Source organism: Allobosea rubneri (assembly GCF_032464875.1).
In the GTDB taxonomy this organism is placed as follows: domain Bacteria; phylum Pseudomonadota; class Alphaproteobacteria; order Rhizobiales; family Beijerinckiaceae; genus Allobosea; species Allobosea rubneri.
Window position 1 is genome coordinate 1 of record NZ_JAWDID010000075.1, and the last position, 24,188, is coordinate 24,188.

Consider the following 24,188-nt stretch of genomic DNA (forward strand, 5'->3'; position numbering starts at 1 on the left):
GGCACGTCGAGGCCGGGCAGCGGCTCGCCGGCGAGCCAGCGCGGCAGGTTTTCGACGGCGGCGTCGAGCAGCGCCCGCTCGCGTCCGGCAAGGCTCGCCTCGCCGACGCCCTCGGCCCCGGAGGCGCAACGGATCTCCAGGAAGGACCAGAGCGTCTTGTCGGTGATCCGGGCGATGCTGAGCCGCACCTGACTGATCGGATCGTCGAGAACTCGCATCACGCCAGGCTTTCTCCGCGCTGCGCCATCAGGTCCATCAGGTCCTGCCGCGTCTTGGTGACATGGGCCGCGGTCATGATCCCGCAGGCTTCGGCATCGCCGTCGCGCAGGGCCCGCAGAATGTGGTCGTGGTCGCTGGCGACGCCGCCGAGCCGCTCCGGGCGATAGCCGAGCCGCGACCAGAGCGCGGCCAGCAGCAGCCAATGGCGATCGAGCACCGCCAGGCCCTCGCCATTGCCAGCCGCCTCGTAGATGCGCCGATGAAAACGCTGGTTGATGACGACGCCCTGCGCATAGTCGCCGTGCTCCACGGCGGCGAGGCGTTCCGCCTCCAGTGCCGTGACCTCGGCGAGCCGGTCCCGGGTCATCGCCGGAGCCGCCTGGCGCGCGAGTGCGACCTCGACCGCGATGCGCACGGTGAAGAGATGCTCGACATGGCGCCGGTCGACCGTGACGACGCGCGCGCCCTTGTTCGTCTCGGAAACCACGAGCCCTTCGCCGGCGAGGCTGCGCAGCGCCTCGCGCACCGGCATATGGCTCGCCCCGTAGCGGCTGGCGAGCTCGTCGATCCGAAGGCGGGCACCAAAGGCAAGGCCGCCGGCGACGATGTCGTCCCGGATCCAGTCCTTGACCGAGTCGGCGCGGCTTTGGGCGGTCTGCATTGATTTGATCAAAAGAGTGAGTTACGCATCCTGTCAACCCAATATGAAACACAGTTTTTGATCATCTTTGGAGAAACGCGATGAGAATGATCGGCATCGGGATGGCGTTCGGCCTGGTCGCGGCCCTCGGCTGCGCCGCCATGGCAAGCTCCGCCTCGGCCCAACAATGGCCGGAACGCCAGGTGACGATCATCGTACCGAGCGCGCCCGGCGACGGCTCGGACATCGCCGCCCGCCTGATCGCCGAAAAGCTGCGCAACACGCTCGGCCAGCCCTTCGTGGTCGAGAACCGGCTCGGCGCCGGCGGTGTCGTCGGCTCGGCGGCGGCGGCCCGCGCGGCTGCCGACGGCTACACCTTCATCATGGGCAATGCCGGCTCGCACGGCATCAACGCCGCGACCTATGCCAACATCCCCTATGACGTGATGCGCGACTTCACACCGGTCTCGCTGGTCTACAAGGCGCCGAACATCTTCATCGCCAGCACCAAGCTGCCGGTGAAGTCGATGGCCGAGCTGATCAGCTATGCGAAGGCCAATCCGGGCAAGCTCAGCTATGCCTCGGGCGGCAGCGGCTCCTCCGCGCATATGAACTCGGAATATCTCAAGGTCCTGACCGGGATCGAGGCGACGCATGTGCCTTATCGCGGCGCCGGCCCGGCGCTGAACGACATCGTCTCCGGCCAGGTCGAGTTCATGGCGGTGAACCTGCCGCCGGCCATCGGCCTCGTCACCAGCGGCCAGGTCACGCCGCTGGCCGTCACCACGGCCAAGCGCGCGCCGGCCTTGCCGAACGTGCCGACCGTCGCCGAGTCGGGCTTTGCCGGCTACGAGACCGTCGCCTGGTTCGGCCTGCTCGGCCCACAGGGCGTGCCGCCGGCGATCGTCGAGCGCCTGCATGCCGAGATCGTCAAGGCCTGCGCCGACACGCAGATCCAGGAGAAGCTCGCCGTGCTTGGCGGCGAGACGGTCTGCAACTCGCCGGCCGAGTTCAAGAGCTTCCTCGCGGCCGACATCGCGCGCTGGAAGGACGTGGCCGGCAAGGCGAACGTGACGCTGCAGGCCCAGTAATCCGCTCAGCAGCCGCTCCGGCGCCTCATCCGCGCCGGAGCAAGGTCAATAGACGTCGGCCTGATAGCGGCCGGCCTTCTTCAGTGCCGCGACATAGGCGACAGCCTCGTCGACCGAGCGCCTGCCGTGCTGCGCAACGACATCGACCATGGCGCGCTCGACATCCTTGGCCATCCGCTTGGCGTCGCCGCAGACATAGAAATGCGCGCCCTGTTCGAGCCAGGCAAACAGCTCGGCGCCGCGCTCCCGCATCCGATCCTGGACGTAGATCTTCTCCTTGCAGTCACGCGACCAGGCGAGCGTCAGGCCAGTGAGCAATCCCTCCCGCTTCATCGCGTTGAGCTCATCCTCATAGAAGAAGTCGGAAGCCCGGCGCTGATGGCCGAAGAACAGCCAGTTCCTGCCCTTCGCGCCCGTCGCCTTGCGGTCGTGCAGGAAGGCGCGGAACGGGGCGACGCCGGTGCCGGGACCGCACATGATCACCGGCGTCTCCGGGTTCTCCGGCAGGCCGAAGCCATGGGCGCGCTGAACATAGACCGGCACTTTGTCGCCGGGCCGGACGCGCTCACCCAGATAAGTCGAGGCGACGCCCCAGCGTGGGCGTGAGCCAATCTTGTAGCGGACGGTATCGACCGTCAGCGATATCCGGCCGGGCGTGGCGTTGAAGGACGAGGAGATCGAATAGAGCCGCGGCTGCAGCGGGTCGAGCGCCTCGAAGAAGGCCTCGGGCGAGAGCCGCGCCGAGGAGAATTTGTGCAGCGTGCCGAGCACGTCGAGCCGGTCGAGATCGCCGTCCGGGTCCTCGCCGCCGGCGAGCCGCTTGGCCTTCTGGCGGGTCTCGCCGCCGGTGACATAGGAGATCAGCTGGAACAGCGCGTCCGGCGCCGGTCCAAGCGCGCAATCGGCCAGCAGCTTTTCGCGCAGGGTCTTGCCGCCAAGATCGGCATCGGGTCGGGCGCCGAGCAGCGCGATCACCGCATCGACCAGGCGCGGATCGTTCTGCGCAACGATGCCGAAAGCGTCGCCAACGATGTAGTCGAGCCCGCTCTCGGAGAGATCGAACTCGACATGCCAGGTCTCCTTCTCGGAGCCCTCGCCGTTGAGCTTGCGGCGCAAGAGGAAGGTCGCAAGCGCCGGGTTCTCGCGGCAGCGGCCGAGCGGGCCGAGAGGCGCAACGGGCGTCGATGCATCCACCGGAGCAGCGGCAGGGGCAGTGCCACCCTCCTCCATCAGCGCCTTGAGCTGGCGCAGCGTCTCCTTGCCGCCGGGGGCGCAGAGATTGAGCCGGCCTTCCTTGCCCTCGGCGATCGCGGCCGAATAGGTCTCGCAGACATAGCCGCATTGGCCGCAATCCTGCTGAGCCATGGCGGCGAAAAGCCTGCGCGGCAGCGGCTTGCCTTCGGCGAGCTGCATGCGGTCGGCGATCGCCATCGCCGGGTCGTGCCAGGGCGCGCCGTCATCGGCCTCGGCCATCACGGCGGCGTTCTCGGCCGGCGACAAGGCGGTGACGCCGGCATTGTCGAGCGAGAGCAGGCCTGCGAAGAAGCCGTTGAGCCAGGAGCGCTGTTCCTCGCTGAAAGGCGCGGTCTCCGGCAGGACCTGGACGAGGGGACTCGGCGTCTGCACGGTCATGCCGCCTCTCCCGTCTCAGCGACCAATGCCTGCAACGCCGCGATCTCGTGGCGGCGGGCGAAGGCGACGAAGCTCTCGTCCGGCGCGGCGCGATGGACCTGCCAGATACGCAGGATCGCCTCGACCAAGGCCGGCGCCTCCTCGGCTCTGACCTTCTCGCGGAAGGGCCGAGCCATGCCGCCATCGACGCCATAACCACCGCCGACCAGGAGGTCGTAGCCCGGCACGGTGTCACCCTCCTCGTTGACCGGCACCTTGGCGCCGATCAGGCCGAGATCGCCGATATAATGCTGCGCGCAGGAATGATGGCAGCCGGTCAGATGGATGTTGACCGGCTGGTCCAGCGTGATCCGCGGCTCGCAATGGGCGGCGATGGCGAGCGCATCCTCCTTGGTGTGGGCGGCGGCGAACTTGCAGCCGGTCGCGCCGGTGCAGGCAATCAGGCCGGCGCGCAGAATCGAAGTTTCGGCCGACAGACCTATTGCCTTGAGATTGGCGACGACGTCGTCGACCTTCGCATCCGGCACGCCGGAGATCAGCAGGTTCTGCCAGACGGTCAGGCGGATATCGCCGTCGCCGCAGGCCTGAGAGATGGCTGCGATGGTCCGCATCTGCTGGGCGGTGAGCTTGCCGACCGGCAGCGCCACGCCGACCCAGTTGAGCCCGGGCTGAAGCTGGGGGTGCACACCGATATGGGCGAGGCGGTCATAGACTGGTCGCGGCTTGACCAAGGTGCTGTCGATCCGGACCAGCCGGCGGCCGAGCGTCTCCTCGACGGCGGCGAGAAACTTGTCGAAGCCCCAGGCATCGAGCACGTATTTGAGGCGGGCCTTGTTGCGGTTGGTGCGGTCGCCATTGGCGATGAAGACGCGCACGATCGCATCGGCGACAGCGACAGCATCGGAGGGCGCGACGACGATGCCGGTGTCGCGGGCGAGATCGTGATGGCCGGTGATGCCGCCGAGCGCGAGGCGGTACCAGATACCGGGCTCGACCGCCTGCCCTTCGAACAAAGCGCCTTCGCCGATCTCGATCGCCTGGAAGCCGATATCGTTGGTGTCCTCCAGCGTCGCGATCGAACCGGCGCCGTCGAAGGCGACGTTGAACTTGCGCGGCAGGCCGTAGAGCGAGCGGTCGTTGAGGATGTGATGGTGCCAGGCGCGCGCGTGCGGGCGGGTGTCGAGCAGTTCGAGTGGGTCGATGCCGGCGGTCGCCGACCCCGTGACGTTGCGGATGTTGTCGGCGCCGGAGCCCTTGGCGGTGAGGCCGAGATCGGCGAGGCCTTCGAGCAGCAGCGGGGCGTTCTCGGCGGTGATCTCACGAATCTGGAGATTGGCGCGGGTGGTAACGTGGCTGTAGCCGCCGCCAAAGCGCTCGGCGATGTCGGCGACGCCAGCGAACTGCCAGGCCTTGAGGATGCCGTTAGGAATGCGCAGGCGGCACATATAGCTGTCCTGCGCCGGCGCGACATAGAACAGGCCGTGATAGCGCCAACGGAAATTGTCCTCGGGCTTCGGATAGGTGCCGGAGCCGGCCTGCTGCTTGAAGCGGGCATAGGCATCAAAGGGGTGCTCGGCCGCTTTCCACTTCTCCTGATCGACCAGCTTGCCACCGGCGGCGAGCGTCTTCGCCTGCGCCTCGGCATGCTCCTTGTCGGGTCCCGAGGGCGCGGCATTGCCGGAGCCACCGGCACCGCCGAGCGGTCCGAGGCCGCGGGCGACGCGCGCCGATTGCAGGCCGCTCATGAAGCCTTCGAGATAGCGCTTCTGATCGGGGGAGAGATCGTTGCTCATGGCTGGCGCCTTCACGCCGCCTCGACGAAGCGGTGGCGCTCGTAGAGGAATTTCAGGACGGCCTCGCGCGCCGCGATATAGGTGCGGTCCGAGACCAGATCGAGCCGCTTGCGGGGGCGTTCGAGGCGGACATCGAGCACCTCGCCGATCCGGGCCGAGGGGCCGTTGGTCATCATCACGATCCGGTCCGAGAGCAGCACGGCCTCGTCGACGTCATGAGTGATCATGATCATCGTGTTGCCGAGCGTCGCGTGGATCTGCATGATCGAATCCTGCAGATGGGCGCGGGTCAACGCATCGAGTGCGCCAAAAGGCTCGTCGAGCAGGAGGATCTTCGGCTCCATGGCGAGGCCGCGGGCGATGCCGACGCGCTGCTTCATGCCGCCGGAGATCTCGGACGGGCGCTTGTCCCTGGCATGGGCCATCTGGACGAGGTCGAGATTGTGCATGATCCAGTCATGCCGCTCCGCCTTGCTCTTCACGCCGCCGAAGACCTTGTTCACGGCGAGCGCGACATTGTCGTAGACGGTGAGCCAGGGCAGCAGCGAATGGTTCTGGAAGACCACGGCGCGCTCGGGCCCCGGCGCATTGACCTCCTTGCCTTCGAGCAGCACGGCCCCGGCGCTCACCGACGTCAGACCGGCGACGATGTTGAGCAGAGTCGATTTCCCGCAGCCGGAATGGCCGATGATCGAGACGAACTCGCCCTTGTCGATGACGAGGCTGATATCCTTCAGGACCTCGGTCGTGGCGGCGCCGCGGGCGAAGCGTTTGTCGACATGATCGATCTTGAGATAGCTCATCGTCCGTCCCTCAATTGGCCTGTGTGCCGCGGGTGACGACATGGCCGATGAAGGCGACGAGGCGGTCGAGGATGAAGCCGACCACGCCGATATAGACCAGCGCCACGATGATGTCGGAGAGGCGGGAGGAGTTCCACGCATCCCAGATGAAGAAGCCGATGCCGACGCCGCCGGTCAGCATCTCGGCGGCGACGATGGCGAGCCAGGACAGGCCGACGCCGATCCGAAGCCCGGTGAAGATGTAGGGCGCGGCCGAAGGCACCATGATCTTGAAGAAGAATTCGAGCTGATTCAGCCGCAGCACCTGCGCGACGTTGCGATAGTCCTGCGGGATGTTGCGGATGCCGACGGCGGTGTTGATGATCACCGGCCAGATCGCGGTGATGAAGATCACGAAGATCGCCGAGGGCTGGCTGTCGCGGAAGGCGGCGAGCGAGAGCGGCAGCCAGGCGAGCGGCGGCACAGTGCGCAGCACCTGGAAGACCGGGTCGAGACCACGCATCGCCCAGACCGACTGACCGACGAGGGCGCCGAGCAGCACGCCGATCACCGCCGCCAGGCTGAAGCCGATCGCGACGCGCTGCAACGAGACGAGGATGCGCCAGCCGAGGCCGATATCCTGCGAACCGTTCCAGAAGAAGGGCTCTGTGATCAGGTCGCGCGCCTCGCTCCAGATCTTGCTCGGCGGCGGTAGCGAAGAATCCGGGCCGGACGCGGCGATCTGCCAGAACAGCAACAGCAGCGCGACCGTCAGCAGCGGCGGCAGCAGGTTGACGGCGATCGCCCTGAGCCAGGACGCCACGCGCCCGGTCAGCGGCCTTGCAGCCAGTGGCGGCAAGGTCACGACCGCAGCCTTGGCGCCGGGCAGCGCGACGATCACCGCCTCCGCCGCCGCTCTCTTCGAGACAGCCTGACCCATCGCGATACTCCCTTGTCCATGCTGCTGCGCCGCGTCCGTCATGCCGCCTCCGTCGCGCGCGACTGCGCTCCGATGCGGCGGATTTCCGGGAGGCAGGAACCGCAATTCGTGCCCGCCTTGAGCTGCCGCCCGATATCCTCGGCGCTCAGCGCCTGGCCGCCGGCGAAGGCGGCGCGGATCGCGTTGAGGCCGACGCCGAAGCAGGCGCAGACGATCGGCCCTGCCTCGGCGATGCCGCCTGGGCTGCGGCCTGCGAGCAATGCCAGCCGGTTCTCCGGCTCCCTGCCGGCGGCGAAGGCCGCCTTCACCGTTTCCCAGATCGGCGCCTGCCCGGCGGGTGCGAGGAAGAGCGCCCCGATCAGGCGGCCGTTCCTTGTCGCGATGCAGCGGTAGACCCCACCCGCCCGGTCGATCATTTCGGTGAGCTCGCAGCCGCTGAAGGCGGCGTTGGCATGGGCCATCAGCGCCTCTGGCCCGCCATCGGTGGCGAACAAGCGCCCTTCGCCACCCTCGACGGCGAGCCTCGCCCACCAGCTGCCCGGCGGCAGTGCAAAACCATCCCGCGACAGGACGAAGCCCTGCGAGGCATAGGCGACCGGAGCGATCGCGGCCGGCGTCGCCTTCAGCTCGGGCTGTCCTGAGAATGGATCGCAGGCGGCCTGCGCGAGGGCGCCGATACGGGCATCGGAGGCCGTCTCGCCGGACCAGTGGATCGGCGCGAAGGGGGCGCCCGGCCGTGCGCCCTCGTCGAGCACCACCTTGAGCACGGCGGCGCCATGTTCGGTCGCGACGCGAGCGAAGCCGCCTTCGCTGACGCCGTAGCGCTCGGCATCGCGCGGATGCAGGAAGATCACGGGCTCGGCGATGTGGGCCGAGAGCCGGGCGCTCAGGCCCGTGCGCGTCATGGTGTGCCAGTGATCGCGGATGCGACCGGTGTTCAGCAGCAGGGGCCGCTCGGCATCCGGCTGGCTGGCGAGCGCTGGAACCGCCAGAGGTCGCATGGTGGCGCGGCCGCCAGGCGCGAAGAAGCCGCCATCCGCGAACAGGCGGGCGGTGCCGCCGGGGCGCCCGACCGGCAGCGGCCATTGCACCGGCTCGAGCGCATCGTAGTCGCCGCGCCCGAGGCCGGCATGGGCGCCGAGGTCGAGATCGCGGCTGCCCTCGTTCTCGAAGGCCGTGAGCGCGGCGTGCTCGGCATAGATTTCGGCCGGGCCGGCATAGGCGAAGGCCTCGCCGAAGCCGAGACGCCGCGCGACCTCGCAGATGATCCACCAATCCGGTCTGACCTCGCCCGGCAGCGGCAGGAATGGACGCTGGCGCGAGATCCGGCGCTCGGAATTGGTGACGGTGCCGTCCTTCTCGCCCCAGGCGGCGGCCGGCAGGATATAGTGCGGACCGGCGGCCAGCGTGTCGTTGGAAAGGACGTTCTCGGAGACGATGAAGAGTTCGAGCTCGGCGAGCGCTGCTTTGACGGCGTCGGCGCGCGGCAGAGAGACGGCGGGGTTGGTCGCCATCACCCACAGCGCCTTGATGCCGCCGCCGGCGACGGCGTCAATCATGTCCACCGCCTTCAGCCCTTCCTGTCGGGCGATGTTCGGCGCCTTCCAGAAGCGGCGGACGCGGTCGATCTCGCCGGCCGAATAACCCATATGGGCGGCGAGCATGTTGGCGAGACCGCCGACCTCGCGCCCGCCCATGGCGTTGGGCTGGCCGGTCAGCGAGAACGGGCCGCTTCCCGGGCGGCCGATCCGGCCGGTGGCGAGATGGCAATGCAGGATGGCGGCGACCTTGTCGGTCCCTTGTGCCGACTGGTTTACGCCTTGGCTCCAGGCGGTGACGACGGCGGGAGTTTCGGCCCAGAGCCTGTAGAAGGCGGCGATGTCGGCGGCCGGGAGCCCTGTCCCTTCGGCGATCGTGGCGAGGCCAGGCGCCAGCGTCCGCGCATTGGCCAGCGCCTCCTCGAAGCCGCTGGTGTGGTGCGCGAGATAGCTTTCATCGAGCAGGCCGCCATCGGCGAGATGGATCAGGAGCCCCGCGAACAACAGGCTGTCGGAGCCGGGCTTCAGCGGAAGGACGAGATCGGCCTCCTCGGCGCTCGCCGTGACCCTGGGATCGATGACCACGACCCTGGCGCCACGCTCGGTGTGGTTCTGCTGGATCCGGCGGAACAGCACCGGATGGCACCAGGCGGCGTTGGAGCCGACGAGCACGACGAGATCGGCGCAGTCGAGATCGTCATAGCAGCCCGGCACGGTGTCGGAGCCGAGGACGCGGCGATGGCCGGCGACGGTCGAGGACATGCAGAGCCGTGAATTGGTGTCGACATGCGGCGTGCCGATGAAGCCCTTGGCGAGCTTGTTGGCGACGTAATAATCCTCGGTCAGCAGCTGGCCGGAGAGATAGAAGGCCACCGCCTCGGGACCGTCGCGCGCGATGATCGCCTTCAGTCCGGCGGCGACCGCATCCAGCGCCTCGTCCCAGGAGACCCGGTCATAGGCGCCGCGGGCATTGCGCTTCAGCGGATGCAGCACGCGCGTACCCAGAGCGAGCGTCTCGCCGAGCGCCGAGCCCTTGGAACAGAGCCGGCCGCGATTGGCCGGATGGGCGGGATCGCCGGCGATCGCCGCTCCGCCCTTGCCGTCCGGCCTCGCCAGGATGCCGCAGCCAACCCCGCAATAGGGGCAGGTGGTGCGGACCGGCTGGCCGGAGCGGCCGGAGAGCGGGGCGTCATGCCGCATCAGGCAGCCTCCCCGATGCAATAGGCCTCGCCGAAGGGCAGGTCGGCGCGGAACGGCGTGATGTCCTGCTGCGAGCGGATCAGGCCGAGATAGAACAGGGCTCCCTGCGTATCGCCCACCAGTACGCAGCCGGCGAGACTGCCCTCGCGCAGCACGAATTTGCGGTAGATGCCGGCGCCCCGATCGCGCAGCACCACGGTCTCGGCGCCTTCGCCGGCCTCGAATTCGCCGGCTGAGAAGACGCCGACGCCGGAGACCTTGAGGTTGGTCGCGAGCAGCGAGCCGGCATAGCCTGCCTCGCGGCCTGTTAGGCGGGCGGCGAGCGTGCGCGCCTGCTCATAGGCAGGCTCGACCAGCCCATAGACCTGACCACGATGCTCGGCGCATTCGCCGATCGCCAAGATCGCTGGATCGCTGGTCGCCAGCGCATCGTCGACGACGACGCCGCGCGCGACCTCGAGCCCGGCCGCTGCGGCAAGATCGGTGTTCGGCCGCACGCCGATGGCGATCACGACGAGCTCGGCGGGGATCACCGTACCGTCCTGCAGCTCGACGCCCTCGACCCTGTCGGTTCCGACGAAGCCCTTGGTCGCGCTGTTCAGCCGGATCTCGACGCCGCGCATGACCATGGCAGAGGCGAGCAGCGCCGCGCCCTCGGCATCGAGCTGGCGCTCCATCAGCCGGTCGACGAGGTGAAGCAGCGTGACTTGCCCTGCCCTTTGGCCGCCGGCGCGTGCCAGCCCATAGGCGGCTTCGAGCCCGAGCAGCCCGCCGCCGATGACGACGATCCGCGCGCCCCGCGCGGCATAGGCCCGCATCGCCTGGACATCGGCGGTGTCGCGGAAGGTCGCGACGCCCGGGAGGTCACCGCCGGGGAAAGGCGGCTTCAGCGGCTTCGAGCCGGTAGCGAGGACGAGCTTGCCATAGGGCAGGGTGAGGCCATCGGCCAGCGTCACGCATTTTGCCGCCCGGTCGATGCCGGTGACCGGCTTGCCGTAGAGCATCGAAACGCCGCGGTCGCGCCACCAGGCGGCGGGCTTCAATTCGATCTCCGGTTCCGCGATCTCGCCGGCCAGCAGCGGCGAGAGCAGCACCCGGTTGTAGGCGAGCCGCGGCTCGGCCCCGATCACCGCGACGGAATAGCGGCCGAGCGCGCGCTGGCTGAGTTCGTCGACCAGTCTGGTCGCCGCCATGCCCTTTCCCACGATGATCAGCGGCTCGGCCATGGCTCAGGCGACCCGCTTGATCTTAAGGGCCTTGAGATAGTCGAGCGGCGCGGCCGGATCGAACTTCACGCCGTCGAAGAAGGTCTCGACGCCGCGGCTGTCGCCGGTGGGGGCCCCGGCGACGCCGAGCGCCTTGGCGGCCTCGCGCCAGAGATCGGCGCGGTTGGTCTTGTCGACCAGAGCCTTGATGTCGATCGTCGGCTCGAACTTGCCCCAGCGGATGTTCTCGGCGACGAACCAGGTGTCGAGGCTCTTCCAGGGGTAGGAAGAGGAGCCGCCCTCGCCCCAGAACTTCATGTAGAGCCTGGTGCCCTTGGCCTCGCGGCCATTGCCGTAATTGATGTCGCCCTGCAGGCGCTTGTTGATGTCGCCAACCGGGACGTTGAACCATTGCCGCTTGCCGACGATCTCGGAGAGCTCCTGACGGTTCTGCATCCTGTCGGCCCATTGCTGGGCTTCCATCACCGCCATCAGGATGGCCTGCGTCGCCTTCGGATTGGTGTCGACGAAATCGGCCCGCATGCCGAGGATTTTTTCGGGGTGCCGAGCCCAGAGCTCGCCGGTGGTCAGCGCGGTGTAGCCGATGTTCTGGTTGACCAGCTGCTCATTCCAGGGCTCGCCGACGCAGAAGCAGTCCATGGTGCCGACCTTCATGTTCGCCACCATCTGCGGCGGCGGCACGACGATGACCTTGATGTCGGTGTCGGGGTCGATGCCGCCGGCGGCGAGCCAATAGCGGATCCAGAGATCATGGGTGCCGCCCGGGAAGGTCATGGCGGCGGTGAGCTCCTTGCCCGCCGCCTTCTTGCGCTCGAAGGCCTGCTTCAGCGGCGCGGCGTCCTTCTGGACGTTGAGGTCCTTGTATTCGTTCGAGACCGAGATCGCCTGGCCGTCCTCGTTGAGGTTCAGCAGCGTGTACGTCGGCAGGGGCTGGCCGTTCTGCATCACCTTGCCGGTGGCGTAGAGATGCGTCTTCGGGCGCAGGATGTGGCCGCCATCGATGCCATTGTTCCTGAAGCCGAGCGCCATGTTGTCGCGCGTCGCGCCCCATGAGGCCTGCTTGGCGATGTCCATGTCGGGCAGGCCGTATTTGGCGAAGAGCCCCTTTTCCTTGGCGATGATCAGCGGCGAGGCGTCGGTCAGGGCGATGTAGCCGAGGCGCGTGCCCTTGACCTCCGGGCCGGCGCCTTGCGCGAACGCGCCGGCGGGCAGCGCGAGCCGCGCCGCGCCCAGCAGCGCCGCGGCGCCCGTGAGCCGCAGCAGCTTGCGGCGGCTGGCTCTTGCTCTTGTCTCGATCATCTCGCTCATCAATCGCCTCGCTTGGGAATGCCGGATCGAAGTCGGGAAGCAGCCGGAACGAAAACGCCGCGCGAAAGCGCCCGGTCAGGCACATTCGACAGCGGCGTTGCTGTGCGTTCGGTCAGGAAATCGGCGCGGGCAGCATTGGCCGCGTCACTGGAATTCCTACAAGGAGCGTGCCAACTGCCGGATCGCGACGAAAACCCGGGACTTTCAAGGCGCTAGCCGGCGATTGCCCTGGAAGTCGGCATTTCGCTCGGCGATGCTGCGACGCACAATTTATCTGCGACAGCACAAAAACCATGCAGAACCGCCGATCAGGAAGAGCTGTCCAGGAATAGGGCAGGCAGGAACATCGCCCGCGCTTGCGCGAGCATGTCAGCCGTTCGCACAACCTGCCCTGCTGCCTCCATGCTCGCCAATATCCAGTCGGCATGGGCACGATTGGGTTTCAACGCCTCCCGGTCGAAACGAATGAAGCGCTCGACCCGGCGCGGCGGCCGGCCTCCCCCCTGGATCAGGCTGAAACGCAGCACCGGCGCGATCAGCTCCGCCGGCAGCGCCAGCCGGTCCGGCCGCGACAGATGCAGGGCGAGACGTTCGCCATTCGCGGGTTCCTGGACCCAGTCGCCGGCCCGCAGGATCGCGGCATTGAGCCGCGCCACCGCGTTCGAGCGTCGGTCTGCATCGTCGGCGCGCCAGGCCAGCACTTTGTCGGGGCAGTCGCTGCGCAGATCGACACCGCAATGAAGCATGGCACCGATGCCGGCGGCGACCGCGGCGGCGTTCCAGGGCGCGCCGGCGCAAAAACCATCGACGCGCCCGCTGCTCAGCGCCTCCACCGTCTGCGGCGGCGGCACCACCTCGAAACGGATGTCGTCGCCAAGCTTCAGACCGCCCTTCGCCAGCCATTCACAGAGGAGATAGGTGTGGCTCGAGAAGCCGAAGACGGCAGAGAAGGTCAACTGCGGCAGGCCGGACGCCCTGCGGCGCGCGACCAGCGCGGCGAGCGCCGCCGCGGAGACCATGGGGTCGGCAAGGTCGCCCTGCGCCAGCCTCGCCATTTCCTCGAAGCGCCGCAACGAGAGGGTGATGGCGCTGCCGTCGAGGTTGAGGGCGATCGGTACCGCCATCGGCGCCCTGACGCCGCCAATCCCCAGCGTCGCAGCAACCGCGGCCGGGCCGAGCATATGGGCGGCATCGAGCAGGCGGACATTGAGCTTGTCGCGCAGATTCGACCAGGACACCTCGCGCACCAGCTCGAGATCGAGCCCCTCGACCTCGGCGAAGCCCTCATCCTTCGCGGCGATGATCAGCGCGGAATCGATCAGCGGCATGAAGCCGACCCGCAGATGCAGCGTCATTTCAGCACCTCGGCGGCCGTGATGATCGAACGGGCGATGTCGACGAGCTTGCGCTTCTCGTTCATCGCGGTCTTGCGCAAGAGGGCATAGGCCTCCTCCTCGGACAGGCCCTTAAGCCGCATGACGATGCCCTTGGCGCGGTCGATCGTCTTGCGGTCGTCGAGCTGCGAACGGGCCTCGTCGAGTTCCTGCTGGAGGCGGCTAAAGGCGTTGAAGCGGCTGATGCAGGTCTGCAGGATCGGCTTCAGCCGCTCCTTCTTCAGCCCGTCGACGATATAGGCGGAGACCCCGGCCTCGACCGCCTCCTCGATCGAGGCGGCATCCGACTGGTCGACGAACATGGTGATCGGGCGCTTCACATGGCGGCTGACCAGGAACATGTCGGCGAGTGCGTCTCGGCTCGGATTCTCGAGGTCGACCACCACCACATCGGGGTCGTGCCGCTCAATGGCGGCGACGAGGCCGGTCGTCCCGGAAACGCGAACGAGCTCGTGGTAGCCCGCTTCCCGCAGGCCTTCCTCGATGATCGCGGCCCGGACCTGGTTCGCGTCAACGATGAGGATCCGTAGATTGTGCACCATGCCTTTCGTTCGTCCCAGCTGAATGAGCCGGCATCGACCAATCAGGAATCATGCCAGCTCGGCTGGCGCTCGCAGGCAAGCGGGCTCAAGTGTTCGAGACGACTGCGAGAATGTCTCGCGGGCAGTCAGTTGATGTAGGCTGCGATGCTGGGAATCGCTCCGCTTCACGGGCATTGTGTCGAGCGGCAGCCTTAGCGTTTGCCGGAAAAGTATCTGGAACCGACCCGAAGCAGCGTCACTGCCTAGCCTTGTAGCCAGAATCCTATGTTGACTGATGCGATCCTGCCCGCCGAAACTTGCGGCATTGGCGCCCTTCTGGGAGCTCCGGTACACCTTGGAGACAGCACGAGCCGCGTCCAAGGGCTGAAGGGCACTGAACCGCCCCGGGGTTGGCCGGAGGCCGTTTGGTTTGGGTCAGGCAGTGATGGCTGGCTCGTCCAGCAACGCTTGATAGGGCACCTCGGCTTCAGCCGGCGGATGCTACCGATAGGCTCCAGCAGCCGGCGATGGTTGAACCAGTCGACCCAGGTCAGCGTGGCGAACTCGATGGTCTCGAAGCCTCGCCAAGGTCCGCGCCGATGGATCAGTTCGGCCTTGTAGAGCCCGGCGATCATCTCGGCGAGAGCGTTGTCATAAGCGTCGCCGACGCTGCCGACGGAGGGCTTCATACCAGCCTCGGCGAGGCGCTCGGTGTATCGAATGCTGACGTATTGCGAACCTCTGCCGGAATGATTCACGAGGCCGCCGCGATGGAGGGGCCTTCGCTCATGCAGGGCCTGCTCCAGCGCGTCGAGGACGAAGCTGGCATGGGCCGTCCGCGACACCCTCCAGCCAACCATCCACCGAGCACAGGCGTCGATGACGAAGGCGCCGATCATGACCGGTGTCGCCGGTCGAGCTCCTCTCACACGGCAGGCAAATGCCTGCATTCGCCGAAAGGGCCTGGGCAAAATACGCCGACGCCTTGCGCAGGATCTCGTTTGCCTGCCGCAGCTCGCGGTTCTCGCGCTCGAGAGCCTTGAGCCTGGCCGCCACATCCGTCGTCAGCCCGGCCTTGCGGCCGCTGTCAACCTCGGCCTTCTTCACCCACTCGTTCAGCGTCTGCGCCGTGCAGCCGATCTTGCCCGAAATCGACATGATCGCCGCCCAGCGCGACGGATGCTCGGCCTCGTGATCCAGCACCATCCGCACCGCGCGGGCACGCACCTCAGGCGAAAACTTGTTCGTCGTGTTGCTCGTCATAGCCCCATCCTCTCAGGAGTTGGAGCCTCCGACAAACCCGGGGCGGTTCAGATCATGACGACCAGCTATGCCAATGAACTCTTGTTCAAACACGCTGCGGATTTTCGCAGCGCAGTGACGAGCAGGTGGTTTCGCGGACTCTTTCCCAGTTCGCGATCAAAACCAGTCGGAAGAATGAGATCGTGACCAGCTAGCGCGGCACGCGCTTTGCGGGCCGGCGATTCCGTGCTGGGATGCGGCGCTGATCTGATCGTAATCGACGATCCGATCAATGGCCTCGACGCCGTCCTCTCGACGGCGGAGCGCCGTCGCGTGACCGAGTTCTACGATGCAAAGTTGCACTCTCCGCGTAGTGCAGCCGGAATCACGAGGGAGAGCAGGAGAATGCCCGGAGCCCGCCGTTAATGCGACATGGAAAAGGCGGCAAGCATAGCAAGGTCGGCGTCTGGATCGTGATCTGTCCTTTTTGGGTGGCTTCAATCTTCGCGTCGCCAGGCGGCCGGCTTACTGAGCGGCCGGGAGGCGGATCGCTGGGGCTCGGACAGGGCAAAGCCTCGCCCTGTTAGTCGCGGTCTGGAGCGGACGCCGGAGTGCTTTGCTTCCCTCCGTTTGGCTTCGGCGATGTCGGCGAGATCGGTCGCGGTCTTGCCGCCGGGACCGCGGTGGCAACAGTCACGCTCGAGAACGCAGCCCGGGATAATGTGATCGAACTCGTGCGCCTTGCCGGTGATGTTGAGTCCGCGCACTTCGCAGAGGATACGCCCTGCGCCGGTCAGCGCGCGCATGATCATCGCAACCTTCTGAGCGCGCGAGAACTCGCGCCGGGAGGCAGAACGCTTCGGCTTGCCCCCCGTGCCGAAGGGCATATGCGGTCCCGAGCCACTTGATATCATGCTGCCTTGGCCAAGCCATAGGACCTGCCCTGTCTACGATGAGATCGAGTTCAGTGTTGAAAACACTAACGGCCGCCGCCAGCTCACGAATATAGCTCTCATCCCGATGGGCTCGCGCGATGAAAATTGGCAGCCGGGCCAGTAAACGGCGATCTCAATCCATGCGCGATTGGCGATCCAGAGTGGCCTTGGCATTGCGCCTTGTGCTCAGGCGGGAACTCGCCGCGTAGGATCGTCTCGATCATCACGTGCGGCAGCTTGGTGTTGATCTCAAGCAAGCCGTCGTCGCCGATTAGCGCGTCGGGAGAAGCGCTGACGCGCCCCCCCCGGCGCAGAAAGCCGACGCGATCACAAACCGTCCCTGTGACGAAGCCATAGACGCCGCGTGCCTCAAGCTATACTGGCGCGTATGATGGCGCGGCAGTGAGCTAGGGCCAAATGGCTGAACGAGCCGCAATATTGCCAATCTGCGCCCGTCTATGCTTTGACGCACACAGCAGCGGGTGCCGGTGCAGGGATTCAGGAGACGCATCGAAATGGTATTGGTCGTACGCGGCGCAGCTGACGTACTGGGCGGGTTTGGTGCCTGGCGCATGTGGTGGATGCTCGCCAAAAACGATGTGGTCCGGCGCTACCGCCGCTCACGCGTCGGCCAGCTCTGGCTGACCCTCAGCATGGCAGTGCTGATCTTCGGAATGGGTGCGGTCTACTCGTCGCTGTTCGGCACCTCCATGGCCGATTATCTGCCGCATCTCGGCACGGGCCTCGTCCTCTGGGGCCTGATCTCGTCGACGATCAACGAAAGCTGCTCCGGTTTCACGGAAAACGAGAGCATCATCCGGCAGATCGCGCTGCCGCGCTTCACCTATCTGCTGCGGACGATCTCCAGAAACCTCTTCGTTTTCGCTCACAACCTCATCATTCTGCCGATCCTGTATCTCGTGACCGGCTCTCCCGTGAACTGGCATATCCTGCTGTTCATTCCCGGGCTGCTGCTCGTTCTCGCCAATCTGGCCTGGGTCGGCTATCTGCTCGCGATTCTGTCCGCGCGGTTCCGCGACATCCCGCAGATCGTAGCGAGCATCGTCCAGGTCGCCTTCTTCATCTCTCCGGTCGTCTTCAAGCCATCGCAGTTGCGCGTCGATCACCCCGTGCTGATCCTGAACCCATTCGCCAGCATGCTGGAAGTGATGCGCGAGCCGCTGCTGGGCAATCTGCCGAGCGTGACGGCCTATCTCATCCTGCTCGGCCTGCTGGTCTTCGGCTGGCTCTTCACCCTGGCCTTCGCGGGAAAATATTCGCACCGCGTCGTTTATTGGCTCTGAGAGTACAATGGCTCATATCGTCTTGGATCAGGCCAGCGTCGAGCTCGCCGTCTACAACTCGCGCGGCCGGGCACTCAAGAGCGAGATCCTGCGACGCACTGTCGGCGGGGGCCTGCAGAACGACCGCGACAGCAGCATCCAGGTGGTCAAGGCGCTGAACGAGGTCAGCTTCGAGGCGCGCGATGGCGATCGGATCGGGCTCATCGGCGGCAATGGTGCAGGCAAGACCACGCTGCTACGGGTGCTCAGCCGCGTCTATCCCCCGACCGCGGGCCGTGCCACGGTGGAGGGCCGCGTCTCGTCGCTGATCGATCTTTCGATGGGCATGGACACCGATGCGACCGGCTACGACAACATCGAGATGCGCGGCATCATGCTCGGGCTCGACCGCAAGCAAGCGCAGGCGATCATCCCCGACATCGAGGAATTCAGCGAGCTTGGCGAATTCCTCTCGCTACCGATCCGAACCTATTCGAGCGGCATGATGCTGCGGCTGGCCTTCGCGGTCTCCACCGCCGTCCATCCCGACATCCTCATCCTCGACGAGATCATCGGCGTCGGCGACGCTGCCTTTGCGGCGAAGGCCGAGAAGCGGCTGCATTCCATGATCGAGAAGGCGAGCATCATGTTCCTCGCCTCGCATGACAACAAGACGATTCGGCGCTTCTGCACCCGCACGCTCTGGATGAAGAGCGGGCGTCTGGTCATGGACGGAACACCGGACGAGGTCCTGAGCGCCTATGGGGAAGACATATCGCGCTGACGACTGCAGCCGCGTGGCGCGGAGAACGGACACTGATCGCGGGGCGCAGGAAAGCGTGGCGACCTGCAGAGCACGCACCAATCCGCCTGGATATTTGTCGTAAGCTTTCTGTCTTATCCTGTAAGACAGCAATCAACCCGTGGCGTCGCTTGCTTCATGCTCAAGAAATTCAGATCAGCGTTTAGCTCCGACGTTCCCGCGGCCATACGCCTGCGCGCCATAGCGCGCCATTACTGGCAGAAGCTGAAGGCGAACACGCTCGGGCGGCTCTTTATCTCAGATGCAGGCCGCAAGCTTCGCAGCCAGGTCGCGGCGATCCGGCCTCTGCCGCCGCACCCCAAGGTCCGGGTCGCGATCACCGCCCATGTATTCTATCTGGATCTCGCGAAGGAGATCATCGCGCTGCGCGACATCTTCCCGGATCCCGTGCCCGTTTTCTTGACCGTTCCCCTCGATCGAGCCGAAGAATTGTCGCGGATCGTCGCGGGGTTTCCGGACGTCGTGCTGTTTCCCAGCGAGAACCGCGGTCGCGATATCGCGCCCTTCTTTTCGCTGCTGGAATCCGGAGCGCTGGACGGCTTTGACGCCGTTCTCAAGCTGCATACCAAGCGCAGCCCCCACCTTATCGACGGCGACCTTCGCCGAAAGCTGCTCTTTGCCATGCTTTGCGGCGAAAGGTCCGCAGCTTACCGGACATTGAAGGCATTCGAGGAGCCGGACACCGGGCTTGTCGGCTGGCGCGACAGCTATCGGTCCGACCCGGTTTTCTGGATGGCCAACAAGGCCCGGGTGCATGAGATTGCCGAGCGGATGAACGCTGAGGACTTCGTCAAGCTCGGATTCTTCGAAGGCTCGATGTTCTGGTTCAGGCCCAAGGCGCTCGACGCCTTGCGTGAGCTCCGCTTGAAGTCCGATGCGTTCGAGGCGGAAGCTGGGCAGCTTGACGGCACGCTGCATCACGCAATTGAGCGCTGCTTCAGCATCGCTGCCTGGGGGCGGGGCTACACTGTTCGTGACCTTCGTGGGCATCTGCTGTAAGAGGCACAGCGCTTGTAAGTCGCCCGCTCGGTGAGTGCTCATGAGACCAATTCATTTCAGCATTCGACCACCTGAGCTGGCCGACTTGCTGCAGCAGATCGTTTGACAATGAAAGGTCATCTCAAAAGATGTTAGGCGAGCGGCAGCTTGCTCGACCTATGCGTGAAATTGATTGCCGCCTACGCGGCGGTCGCGCGGAGGTTATGCGCTCCACCGTTGTATCGAATGCGCTTCGGCTCACTATGTCCCACAGTGAGAGCTGTCGAAGGCCCATCGGGAGGCATAGTACGAAATTGCACGCCTACGACAAGTCGCTGAAACGATGCCTGGTCGGATTGGCGACCATCCAGCGACCGAGAAATTTCCAGCCGAGCATATGAGGAGTCCGTCGGTGCGCACCCGTGCTCTGCTTTCCCGTCTACATCGGGTTGCTGGTCGTTTGAAACGCCCGTTTCATATACTGACTTCAGGTCAAGGCATTCAAGGCCTGAGGGCATGGCGCCAGGAAACCGACGCTATCAGATCGATAGCACCCCTTGTCGACGAAGCTTGGTATCTCGCGTCATATCCCGACCTCGCGGATCTTGATGGCGGCGTCGCAGCTCACTACTACCGGCATGGAGCAGCCGAAGGGCGAGACCCCAATCCCTATTTTGTAACACAATGGTATCTGGCCAACCGACCTGACGTCGAGCAGTCAGGCGTGAATCCCCTCCTCCACTACATCAGGCATGGCTCACAGGAGGGTGCGCGCCCGTGCCCTGGGTTCGACCCCGCATGGTATCGGGCGACTTATCCGGATGTCGGCTTCGCCAATATCGAGCCGCTCGAGCACTATGTGCGTTACGGCGCCGCCGAAGGCCGGCTGACGCGTGCAACGGCCTCCCCGCGGCGGGTCGTGTCAGCGCGATTGCGCATCCTTAAGCGGCCTCCGCCGGACGAGGCTGTTGCACTCTTCGTCACACATGCTCCAGGCGGGAAGATCAAGCCCCATGTTCCATTCTATGTCGCAGCATTGCGTCGGGAGAAGATCGCCGTCACGGTCATTGTCGCCACAGATTTTGTCGAAGATGTAGAAGTTTCGACACTTGAGCCACTTGTTGAAGGCTTGTTGGTGCGTTCCAATGAGGGCTTTGACTTCGCTGCCTGGGCACACGCCGCTCGAATCGTCGATCTGTCGCCCACCCGGCTTTTGGTTCTGGCGAATGATAGCGTCGTTGGCCCGCTAGATTCTGCGACCTTTTCACAGATTATGGGACGCATCCGCGCAGCACGGGAACAGATCATTGGCCTGACCGACAATCACGAGCTACAGCCGCACCTCCAAAGCTATTTCCTGGCCGCCAAGGGCGAGGGAGTACCAGCGCTTGAGGATTTTCTGGCGCAAGTGGTTTCAATCGGCACCAAGCAAGAGGTCATTCGCGCCTATGAAGTGCCACTGACCACCGCGATGAAGCAACGTGGGCTCAAAACGGCGGTACTGTTTCCCGCGCCTGACGAAAAGAACCAGACGACGACAGACTGGCGCGGGCTGCTTGAACGCGGCTGCCCGTTCGTAAAGACCTCGGCTCTTCGAGCCGAAGGCGCGGAGGATTGGCGAGTAACGATCGCGCGGGGCGGCTACGATCCAGCGATTGTAGACAAATCACTGGCGATCATCGCCGCGGGAGAAAAGCCAGCGACAGAGCTGGCCACCCCAAAGCCTGCGCTCGTCGCGGCGGCTGACGACCCCGCCATTGCTGTGCCGAGCGGTCTGTCAGAGCTGGCTTTGGAGCAACCCGGTCGCGTAGCGATAATTGCTCACATCTTCCATATCGACCACGCGGTCGAGATTCGTTCGATCCTGCGCAACGTACCTTACGCTTGCGACGTCTTCCTCACGACGGACGACGCCGAAAAGAAGCGTCGCCTGGAGATCGTCTTTGCGGGGTGGGACGGCGGCGCGGTAGAAGTGAGCGTGACGCGCAACCGCGGCCGCGATATCGCACCCAAGCTGCTCACATGGCAGCGGGTTTATGCCAGCTACGACTACTGCCTGCATCTCCATACCAAGGAATCGTCACACCATTCGGCATTGAAGAATTGGCGTGATTATCTCTTCCTGACGCTTGTGGGTTCGCCGGACATCGTGCGCACGATCTTCGGAGCCTTTAGAGCGGCTCCCGACCTCGGCATCATTGCACCGCAACATTACGAGCCGGTGCGACGGTGGGTGAACTGGGGCGGGAATTTCCGGATGGCGCAAACACTTGCCCGCCGCATGGGCGTTGACGTCGTGGAAGGCGCGGCGCTCGACTTCCCCTCCGGCTCGATGTTCTGGGCACGCTGCGCCGCATTGCGCCCCCTTCTCGACCTCAAACTTCAATTGACCGATTTCGACCCCGAAACGGGCCAGATCGATGGCACGCTCGCCCATGCGATCGAGCGCCTCTACTTCATCTCGGCAGAAGCCGCGCAAATGAAGTGGCTGAAGATCGGCCGCCCAGCTTATTTTGGGGCGAGCGCCCCCTTCGAAAGCGTAGCTGGTGCCACCGCGCTCAGTACATTTTTGAGGCAGCATGCCTGGCGCATCAGCGAAGGGCATCGCAAGCCTTCGGAAACGCCTGCCGACGACATCGACCTACCTCCTGCCGCCTTGATCGCCGACGCTCAGAACCGCGCGCTCGGGACCGACGCTCCGCCCCCGAACCTCCGAATCATGGCAGGGGTGGTAACCTACAACAATGACGCCGAACAGCTTGCACGCTGCCTGGGTTCGGTGCGCGGCGCCGAGCAGCTGTTTGTCTGGGACAATGGCGCCTCCAGCGCGCCGGCCATCATTTCCTCTCTGCCGCTCACCCATCACCACAGCAAAGAGAATATTGGCTTCGGCGCGGCTCACAATCGGCTCATGCAGCAAGCTTTCGTCGCCGGAGCCGACGTCTATATATGCCTCAATCCGGATGGCTTCCTACATCCAGAAGCCATTACGCGCGTCGCGCGTATGATCGCCGCTCGAGACGGAGCTGCATTGGTCGAGTGCGTACAGTTTCCCGTTGATCATCCCAAATCGGTCGATCCTACATCTCTGCGCACGCCTTGGGCATCAGGTGCCTCGCTGGCGATCCCCAAGCGGGTCCACGACGAGATCGGTGGTTTCGACGATGGCTTCTTCATGTACTGCGAGGATGTTGATTTATCTTGGCGCGCGCGCGCTCAAGGCTTCGAGGTTGTCCTCTGTCCCAGCGCATACTTTGTCCACGAGGTAACCAATCGGAAGCCTAGCGCCCATACATTGCGCATGATCGCGGAGTCAGGCGCGCGGCTGGCGCGCAAATGGCGATCGCCTCCTTTCGAGCGCTGGGCGCTCGGCGAAGGGCCAGGGGCAAAGCCTCCGCACAGCGACGTCGCGCGCGTGCCCGAAGCTTGGTCCGACGTAGCAGATTTTGATCATGGATTTAGCTTTTCGGAGACCCGGTGGTCGTGAGCAACATCCAAGACGATGATCGGGCAGACGTCATCATTCGTTGCCATGCGCCCGACCGCCTAAATGAACTAGAGCGCGCTGTATTTTCGGTGGTTGCGCAAACGGCGCAGCCAGTGACCGCTCATGTGGTCACGCAACGATTTGACGACAACGCGCTTGCCGCGACGCAGGCGCGCCTGTCGCCTCTGTTTGCAGCCATTCCCGGGGCAGAACTTGAAATCCACAACTGGCGCGAGGCCTCGCCGGTCGATGGGCGCAGTTGCCTCATCAACGAGGGGCTCCGTCACATACGTGGACGTTACCTCTCGTTTCTCGACTATGACGATATCCTCTTCCCGGAAGCGCATCAGATCCTGCGCAAGCAGCTGGCAAAGAGCGGCGCCACTATCGCCTTCGCGAGCGTTCAAACTATGTGGATCGACATTTTCAGTTCGTTCGCTTTGACCCGGAAGCGAGCCGCCATGCCGTTCGGAGGCTCCTCAATCCTTGACCTGTTCCATCAAAATCTCGCGCCAGTTCACTCCTATCTGATCGACCGTCGAGGTGCCCCCCCAGGAGAACTGCGGTTCGACGAGGAGCTGACATGGGAGGAAGACTACGAGTTCCTGCTGCGCCTGTGCGCACGGGTCAGTTCTGACTTTTCCGGGATCGGCACGTTTATTGGATGGTACAACTTTAAGACCGATGGGTCGAACAGTATACCGACCACAGCAGCTGCGGCGTTTGCGCGAGAGAAAGACCAGCAACGCGTCCGGGAGGAACTTGCGCGCCGCAAGGCGGGAATCGTGCTGACCTCTGAGGTCGCGGCTGCTGTGCGTGCCGCCGCTGGCCTGCACGGAACAGGTCAGATGACAGCAGCGGAAGCTGCGGGGCTGATCTCAAGTCGGGTTGGTTCTGCGTCTTGCTCAGCACGAAGATCCTCCGTCACATTACTGGCGCGAGCAGCGGCTTACTTAGGCCGTGAGGGCGTGGTCGCAACCGCTCGCAGGGCGCTGAAGAGCATCGTGCGCTAGAGCGTTTCCGGTTTAGTCCGGTTCATCCGGCGGCTTTGAAGTAGTTGGCGCACTCGTCGGGTGAGAAGAGTCCGACGATGGCGCCGACGGCGTCCCAACGGGCGGAGATGCTGCGTTCGGCCCGAGCTCGGAGGACGGCCTTC

General features: G+C 65.1%; 18 protein-coding genes and 2 pseudogenes. 6 read left to right on the top strand and 14 right to left on the bottom strand.

Going from position 1 to position 24,188, the window contains the following annotated elements:
- A partial coding sequence (locus tag RKE40_RS27130; protein ID WP_316021285.1) for a hypothetical protein occupies positions 1–221 on the bottom strand: 221 nt, incomplete at its 3' end.
- Positions 218–880, bottom strand: coding sequence for a GntR family transcriptional regulator (locus tag RKE40_RS27135; RefSeq protein WP_316021286.1), 663 nt, complete (start codon positions 878–880; stop codon positions 218–220). The genes RKE40_RS27130 and RKE40_RS27135, both read right to left, overlap by 4 nt.
- 80 nt (positions 881–960) lie before the next feature.
- On the opposite strand from RKE40_RS27135, the gene RKE40_RS27140 reads away from it, so the two are divergent.
- Positions 961–1,950, top strand: coding sequence for a tripartite tricarboxylate transporter substrate binding protein (locus RKE40_RS27140; protein WP_316021287.1), 990 nt, complete (start codon positions 961–963; stop codon positions 1,948–1,950).
- Positions 1,951–1,995: 45 nt separating this feature from the next.
- Here the strand turns inward: RKE40_RS27140 and RKE40_RS27145 are convergent, their stop codons facing one another.
- The 11 genes and pseudogenes from RKE40_RS27145 to RKE40_RS27195 all read right to left on the bottom strand — a co-directional run bounded on the left by RKE40_RS27145 (position 1,996) and on the right by RKE40_RS27195 (position 16,413).
- Entirely contained in the window at positions 1,996–3,582 is a 1,587-nt protein-coding gene (locus RKE40_RS27145; RefSeq protein ID WP_316021288.1) for a sulfite reductase subunit alpha, read from the bottom strand.
- A complete protein-coding gene (locus tag RKE40_RS27150; protein WP_316021289.1) occupies positions 3,579–5,375 on the bottom strand; it encodes a NirA family protein in 1,797 nt (598 codons plus the stop codon). The genes RKE40_RS27145 and RKE40_RS27150 overlap by 4 nt, the downstream gene beginning before the upstream one ends.
- A gap of 11 nt (positions 5,376–5,386) precedes the next feature.
- Positions 5,387–6,178, bottom strand: a complete 792-nt coding sequence (locus tag RKE40_RS27155) for an ABC transporter ATP-binding protein (protein ID WP_316021290.1) — start codon at positions 6,176–6,178, stop codon at positions 5,387–5,389.
- Between the two features lie 10 nt (positions 6,179–6,188).
- The gene (gene ntrB / locus RKE40_RS27160; RefSeq protein ID WP_316021291.1) at positions 6,189–7,097 is read right to left on the bottom strand and encodes a nitrate ABC transporter permease; all 909 of its coding nucleotides are present in this window, start codon (positions 7,095–7,097) and stop codon (positions 6,189–6,191) included.
- Between the two features lie 38 nt (positions 7,098–7,135).
- Positions 7,136–9,835, bottom strand: a complete 2,700-nt coding sequence (locus RKE40_RS27165) for a molybdopterin-dependent oxidoreductase (protein WP_316021292.1) — start codon at positions 9,833–9,835, stop codon at positions 7,136–7,138.
- Complete coding sequence (locus RKE40_RS27170) at positions 9,835–11,061, bottom strand: NAD(P)/FAD-dependent oxidoreductase (RefSeq protein ID WP_316021293.1); 1,227 nt, start codon at positions 11,059–11,061, stop codon at positions 9,835–9,837. Before RKE40_RS27170 ends, RKE40_RS27165 begins: the two co-directional genes overlap by 1 nt.
- Before the next feature lie 3 nt (positions 11,062–11,064).
- Positions 11,065–12,369, bottom strand: a complete 1,305-nt coding sequence (locus RKE40_RS27175; protein ID WP_316021294.1) for a CmpA/NrtA family ABC transporter substrate-binding protein — start codon at positions 12,367–12,369, stop codon at positions 11,065–11,067.
- Positions 12,370–12,677: 308 nt separating this feature from the next.
- Positions 12,678–13,724 carry a CmpA/NrtA family ABC transporter substrate-binding protein gene (locus RKE40_RS27180; protein WP_316021295.1) on the bottom strand — a complete coding sequence of 349 codons (1,047 nt, stop codon included), beginning with the start codon at positions 13,722–13,724 and terminating at the stop codon, positions 12,678–12,680.
- Positions 13,721–14,305: an ANTAR domain-containing response regulator gene (locus tag RKE40_RS27185; RefSeq protein ID WP_316021296.1), complete on the bottom strand. Its 585-nt coding sequence runs from the start codon at positions 14,303–14,305 to the stop codon at positions 13,721–13,723. The genes RKE40_RS27180 and RKE40_RS27185 overlap by 4 nt, the downstream gene beginning before the upstream one ends.
- Positions 14,306–14,719: 414 nt before the next feature.
- Positions 14,720–15,547, bottom strand: a pseudogene (locus tag RKE40_RS27190) (transposase).
- A gap of 476 nt (positions 15,548–16,023) precedes the next feature.
- Positions 16,024–16,413: a hypothetical protein gene (locus tag RKE40_RS27195; RefSeq protein ID WP_316021297.1), complete on the bottom strand. Its 390-nt coding sequence runs from the start codon at positions 16,411–16,413 to the stop codon at positions 16,024–16,026.
- 563 nt (positions 16,414–16,976) lie between these two features.
- Here RKE40_RS27195 and RKE40_RS27200 point away from each other — a divergent pair.
- The 5 genes from RKE40_RS27200 to RKE40_RS27220 all read left to right on the top strand — a co-directional run bounded on the left by RKE40_RS27200 (position 16,977) and on the right by RKE40_RS27220 (position 24,045).
- Positions 16,977–17,765, top strand: a complete 789-nt coding sequence (locus RKE40_RS27200) for an ABC transporter permease (protein WP_316021298.1) — start codon at positions 16,977–16,979, stop codon at positions 17,763–17,765.
- Between the two features lie 7 nt (positions 17,766–17,772).
- Entirely contained in the window at positions 17,773–18,528 is a 756-nt protein-coding gene (locus RKE40_RS27205; protein ID WP_316021299.1) for an ABC transporter ATP-binding protein, read from the top strand.
- Positions 18,529–18,684: 156 nt separating this feature from the next.
- Positions 18,685–19,566 carry a rhamnan synthesis F family protein gene (locus RKE40_RS27210; protein WP_316021300.1) on the top strand — a complete coding sequence of 294 codons (882 nt, stop codon included), beginning with the start codon at positions 18,685–18,687 and terminating at the stop codon, positions 19,564–19,566.
- A 391-nt stretch (positions 19,567–19,957) separates the two neighbouring features.
- Positions 19,958–23,032 (top strand): rhamnan synthesis F family protein, encoded by a 3,075-nt coding sequence (locus RKE40_RS27215; RefSeq protein WP_316021301.1) that lies wholly within the window; start codon positions 19,958–19,960, stop codon positions 23,030–23,032.
- A complete protein-coding gene (locus tag RKE40_RS27220; RefSeq protein ID WP_316021302.1) occupies positions 23,029–24,045 on the top strand; it encodes a glycosyltransferase family A protein in 1,017 nt (338 codons plus the stop codon). The genes RKE40_RS27215 and RKE40_RS27220 overlap by 4 nt, the downstream gene beginning before the upstream one ends.
- Before the next feature lie 22 nt (positions 24,046–24,067).
- Here RKE40_RS27220 and RKE40_RS27225 read toward each other — a convergent pair.
- Positions 24,068–24,188 (bottom strand): annotated as a pseudogene (locus RKE40_RS27225) (IS630 family transposase); the annotation flags it as partial.

What these genes read in the sequence shown, in the direction of transcription:
- RKE40_RS27150 (WP_316021289.1), bottom strand. Translation starts at nt 5,375, where the DNA reads ATGAGCAACGATCTCTCCCCCGATCAGAAGCGCTATCTCGAAGGCTTC.
- RKE40_RS27165 (WP_316021292.1), bottom strand. Translation starts at nt 9,835, where the DNA reads ATGCGGCATGACGCCCCGCTCTCCGGCCGCTCCGGCCAGCCGGTCCGC.
- RKE40_RS27180 (WP_316021295.1), bottom strand. Translation starts at nt 13,724, where the DNA reads ATGACGCTGCATCTGCGGGTCGGCTTCATGCCGCTGATCGATTCCGCG.
- RKE40_RS27205 (WP_316021299.1), top strand. Translation starts at nt 17,773, where the DNA reads ATGGCTCATATCGTCTTGGATCAGGCCAGCGTCGAGCTCGCCGTCTAC.
- RKE40_RS27170 (WP_316021293.1), bottom strand. Translation starts at nt 11,061, where the DNA reads ATGGCCGAGCCGCTGATCATCGTGGGAAAGGGCATGGCGGCGACCAGA.
- RKE40_RS27195 (WP_316021297.1), bottom strand. Translation starts at nt 16,413, where the DNA reads ATGCCCTTCGGCACGGGGGGCAAGCCGAAGCGTTCTGCCTCCCGGCGC.
- RKE40_RS27210 (WP_316021300.1), top strand. Translation starts at nt 18,685, where the DNA reads ATGCTCAAGAAATTCAGATCAGCGTTTAGCTCCGACGTTCCCGCGGCC.
- RKE40_RS27135 (WP_316021286.1), bottom strand. Translation starts at nt 880, where the DNA reads ATGCAGACCGCCCAAAGCCGCGCCGACTCGGTCAAGGACTGGATCCGG.
- RKE40_RS27155 (WP_316021290.1), bottom strand. Translation starts at nt 6,178, where the DNA reads ATGAGCTATCTCAAGATCGATCATGTCGACAAACGCTTCGCCCGCGGC.
- RKE40_RS27140 (WP_316021287.1), top strand. Translation starts at nt 961, where the DNA reads ATGAGAATGATCGGCATCGGGATGGCGTTCGGCCTGGTCGCGGCCCTC.
- RKE40_RS27175 (WP_316021294.1), bottom strand. Translation starts at nt 12,369, where the DNA reads ATGAGCGAGATGATCGAGACAAGAGCAAGAGCCAGCCGCCGCAAGCTG.
- RKE40_RS27200 (WP_316021298.1), top strand. Translation starts at nt 16,977, where the DNA reads ATGGTATTGGTCGTACGCGGCGCAGCTGACGTACTGGGCGGGTTTGGT.
- RKE40_RS27185 (WP_316021296.1), bottom strand. Translation starts at nt 14,305, where the DNA reads ATGGTGCACAATCTACGGATCCTCATCGTTGACGCGAACCAGGTCCGG.
- ntrB (WP_316021291.1), bottom strand. Translation starts at nt 7,097, where the DNA reads ATGGGTCAGGCTGTCTCGAAGAGAGCGGCGGCGGAGGCGGTGATCGTC.
- RKE40_RS27145 (WP_316021288.1), bottom strand. Translation starts at nt 3,582, where the DNA reads ATGACCGTGCAGACGCCGAGTCCCCTCGTCCAGGTCCTGCCGGAGACC.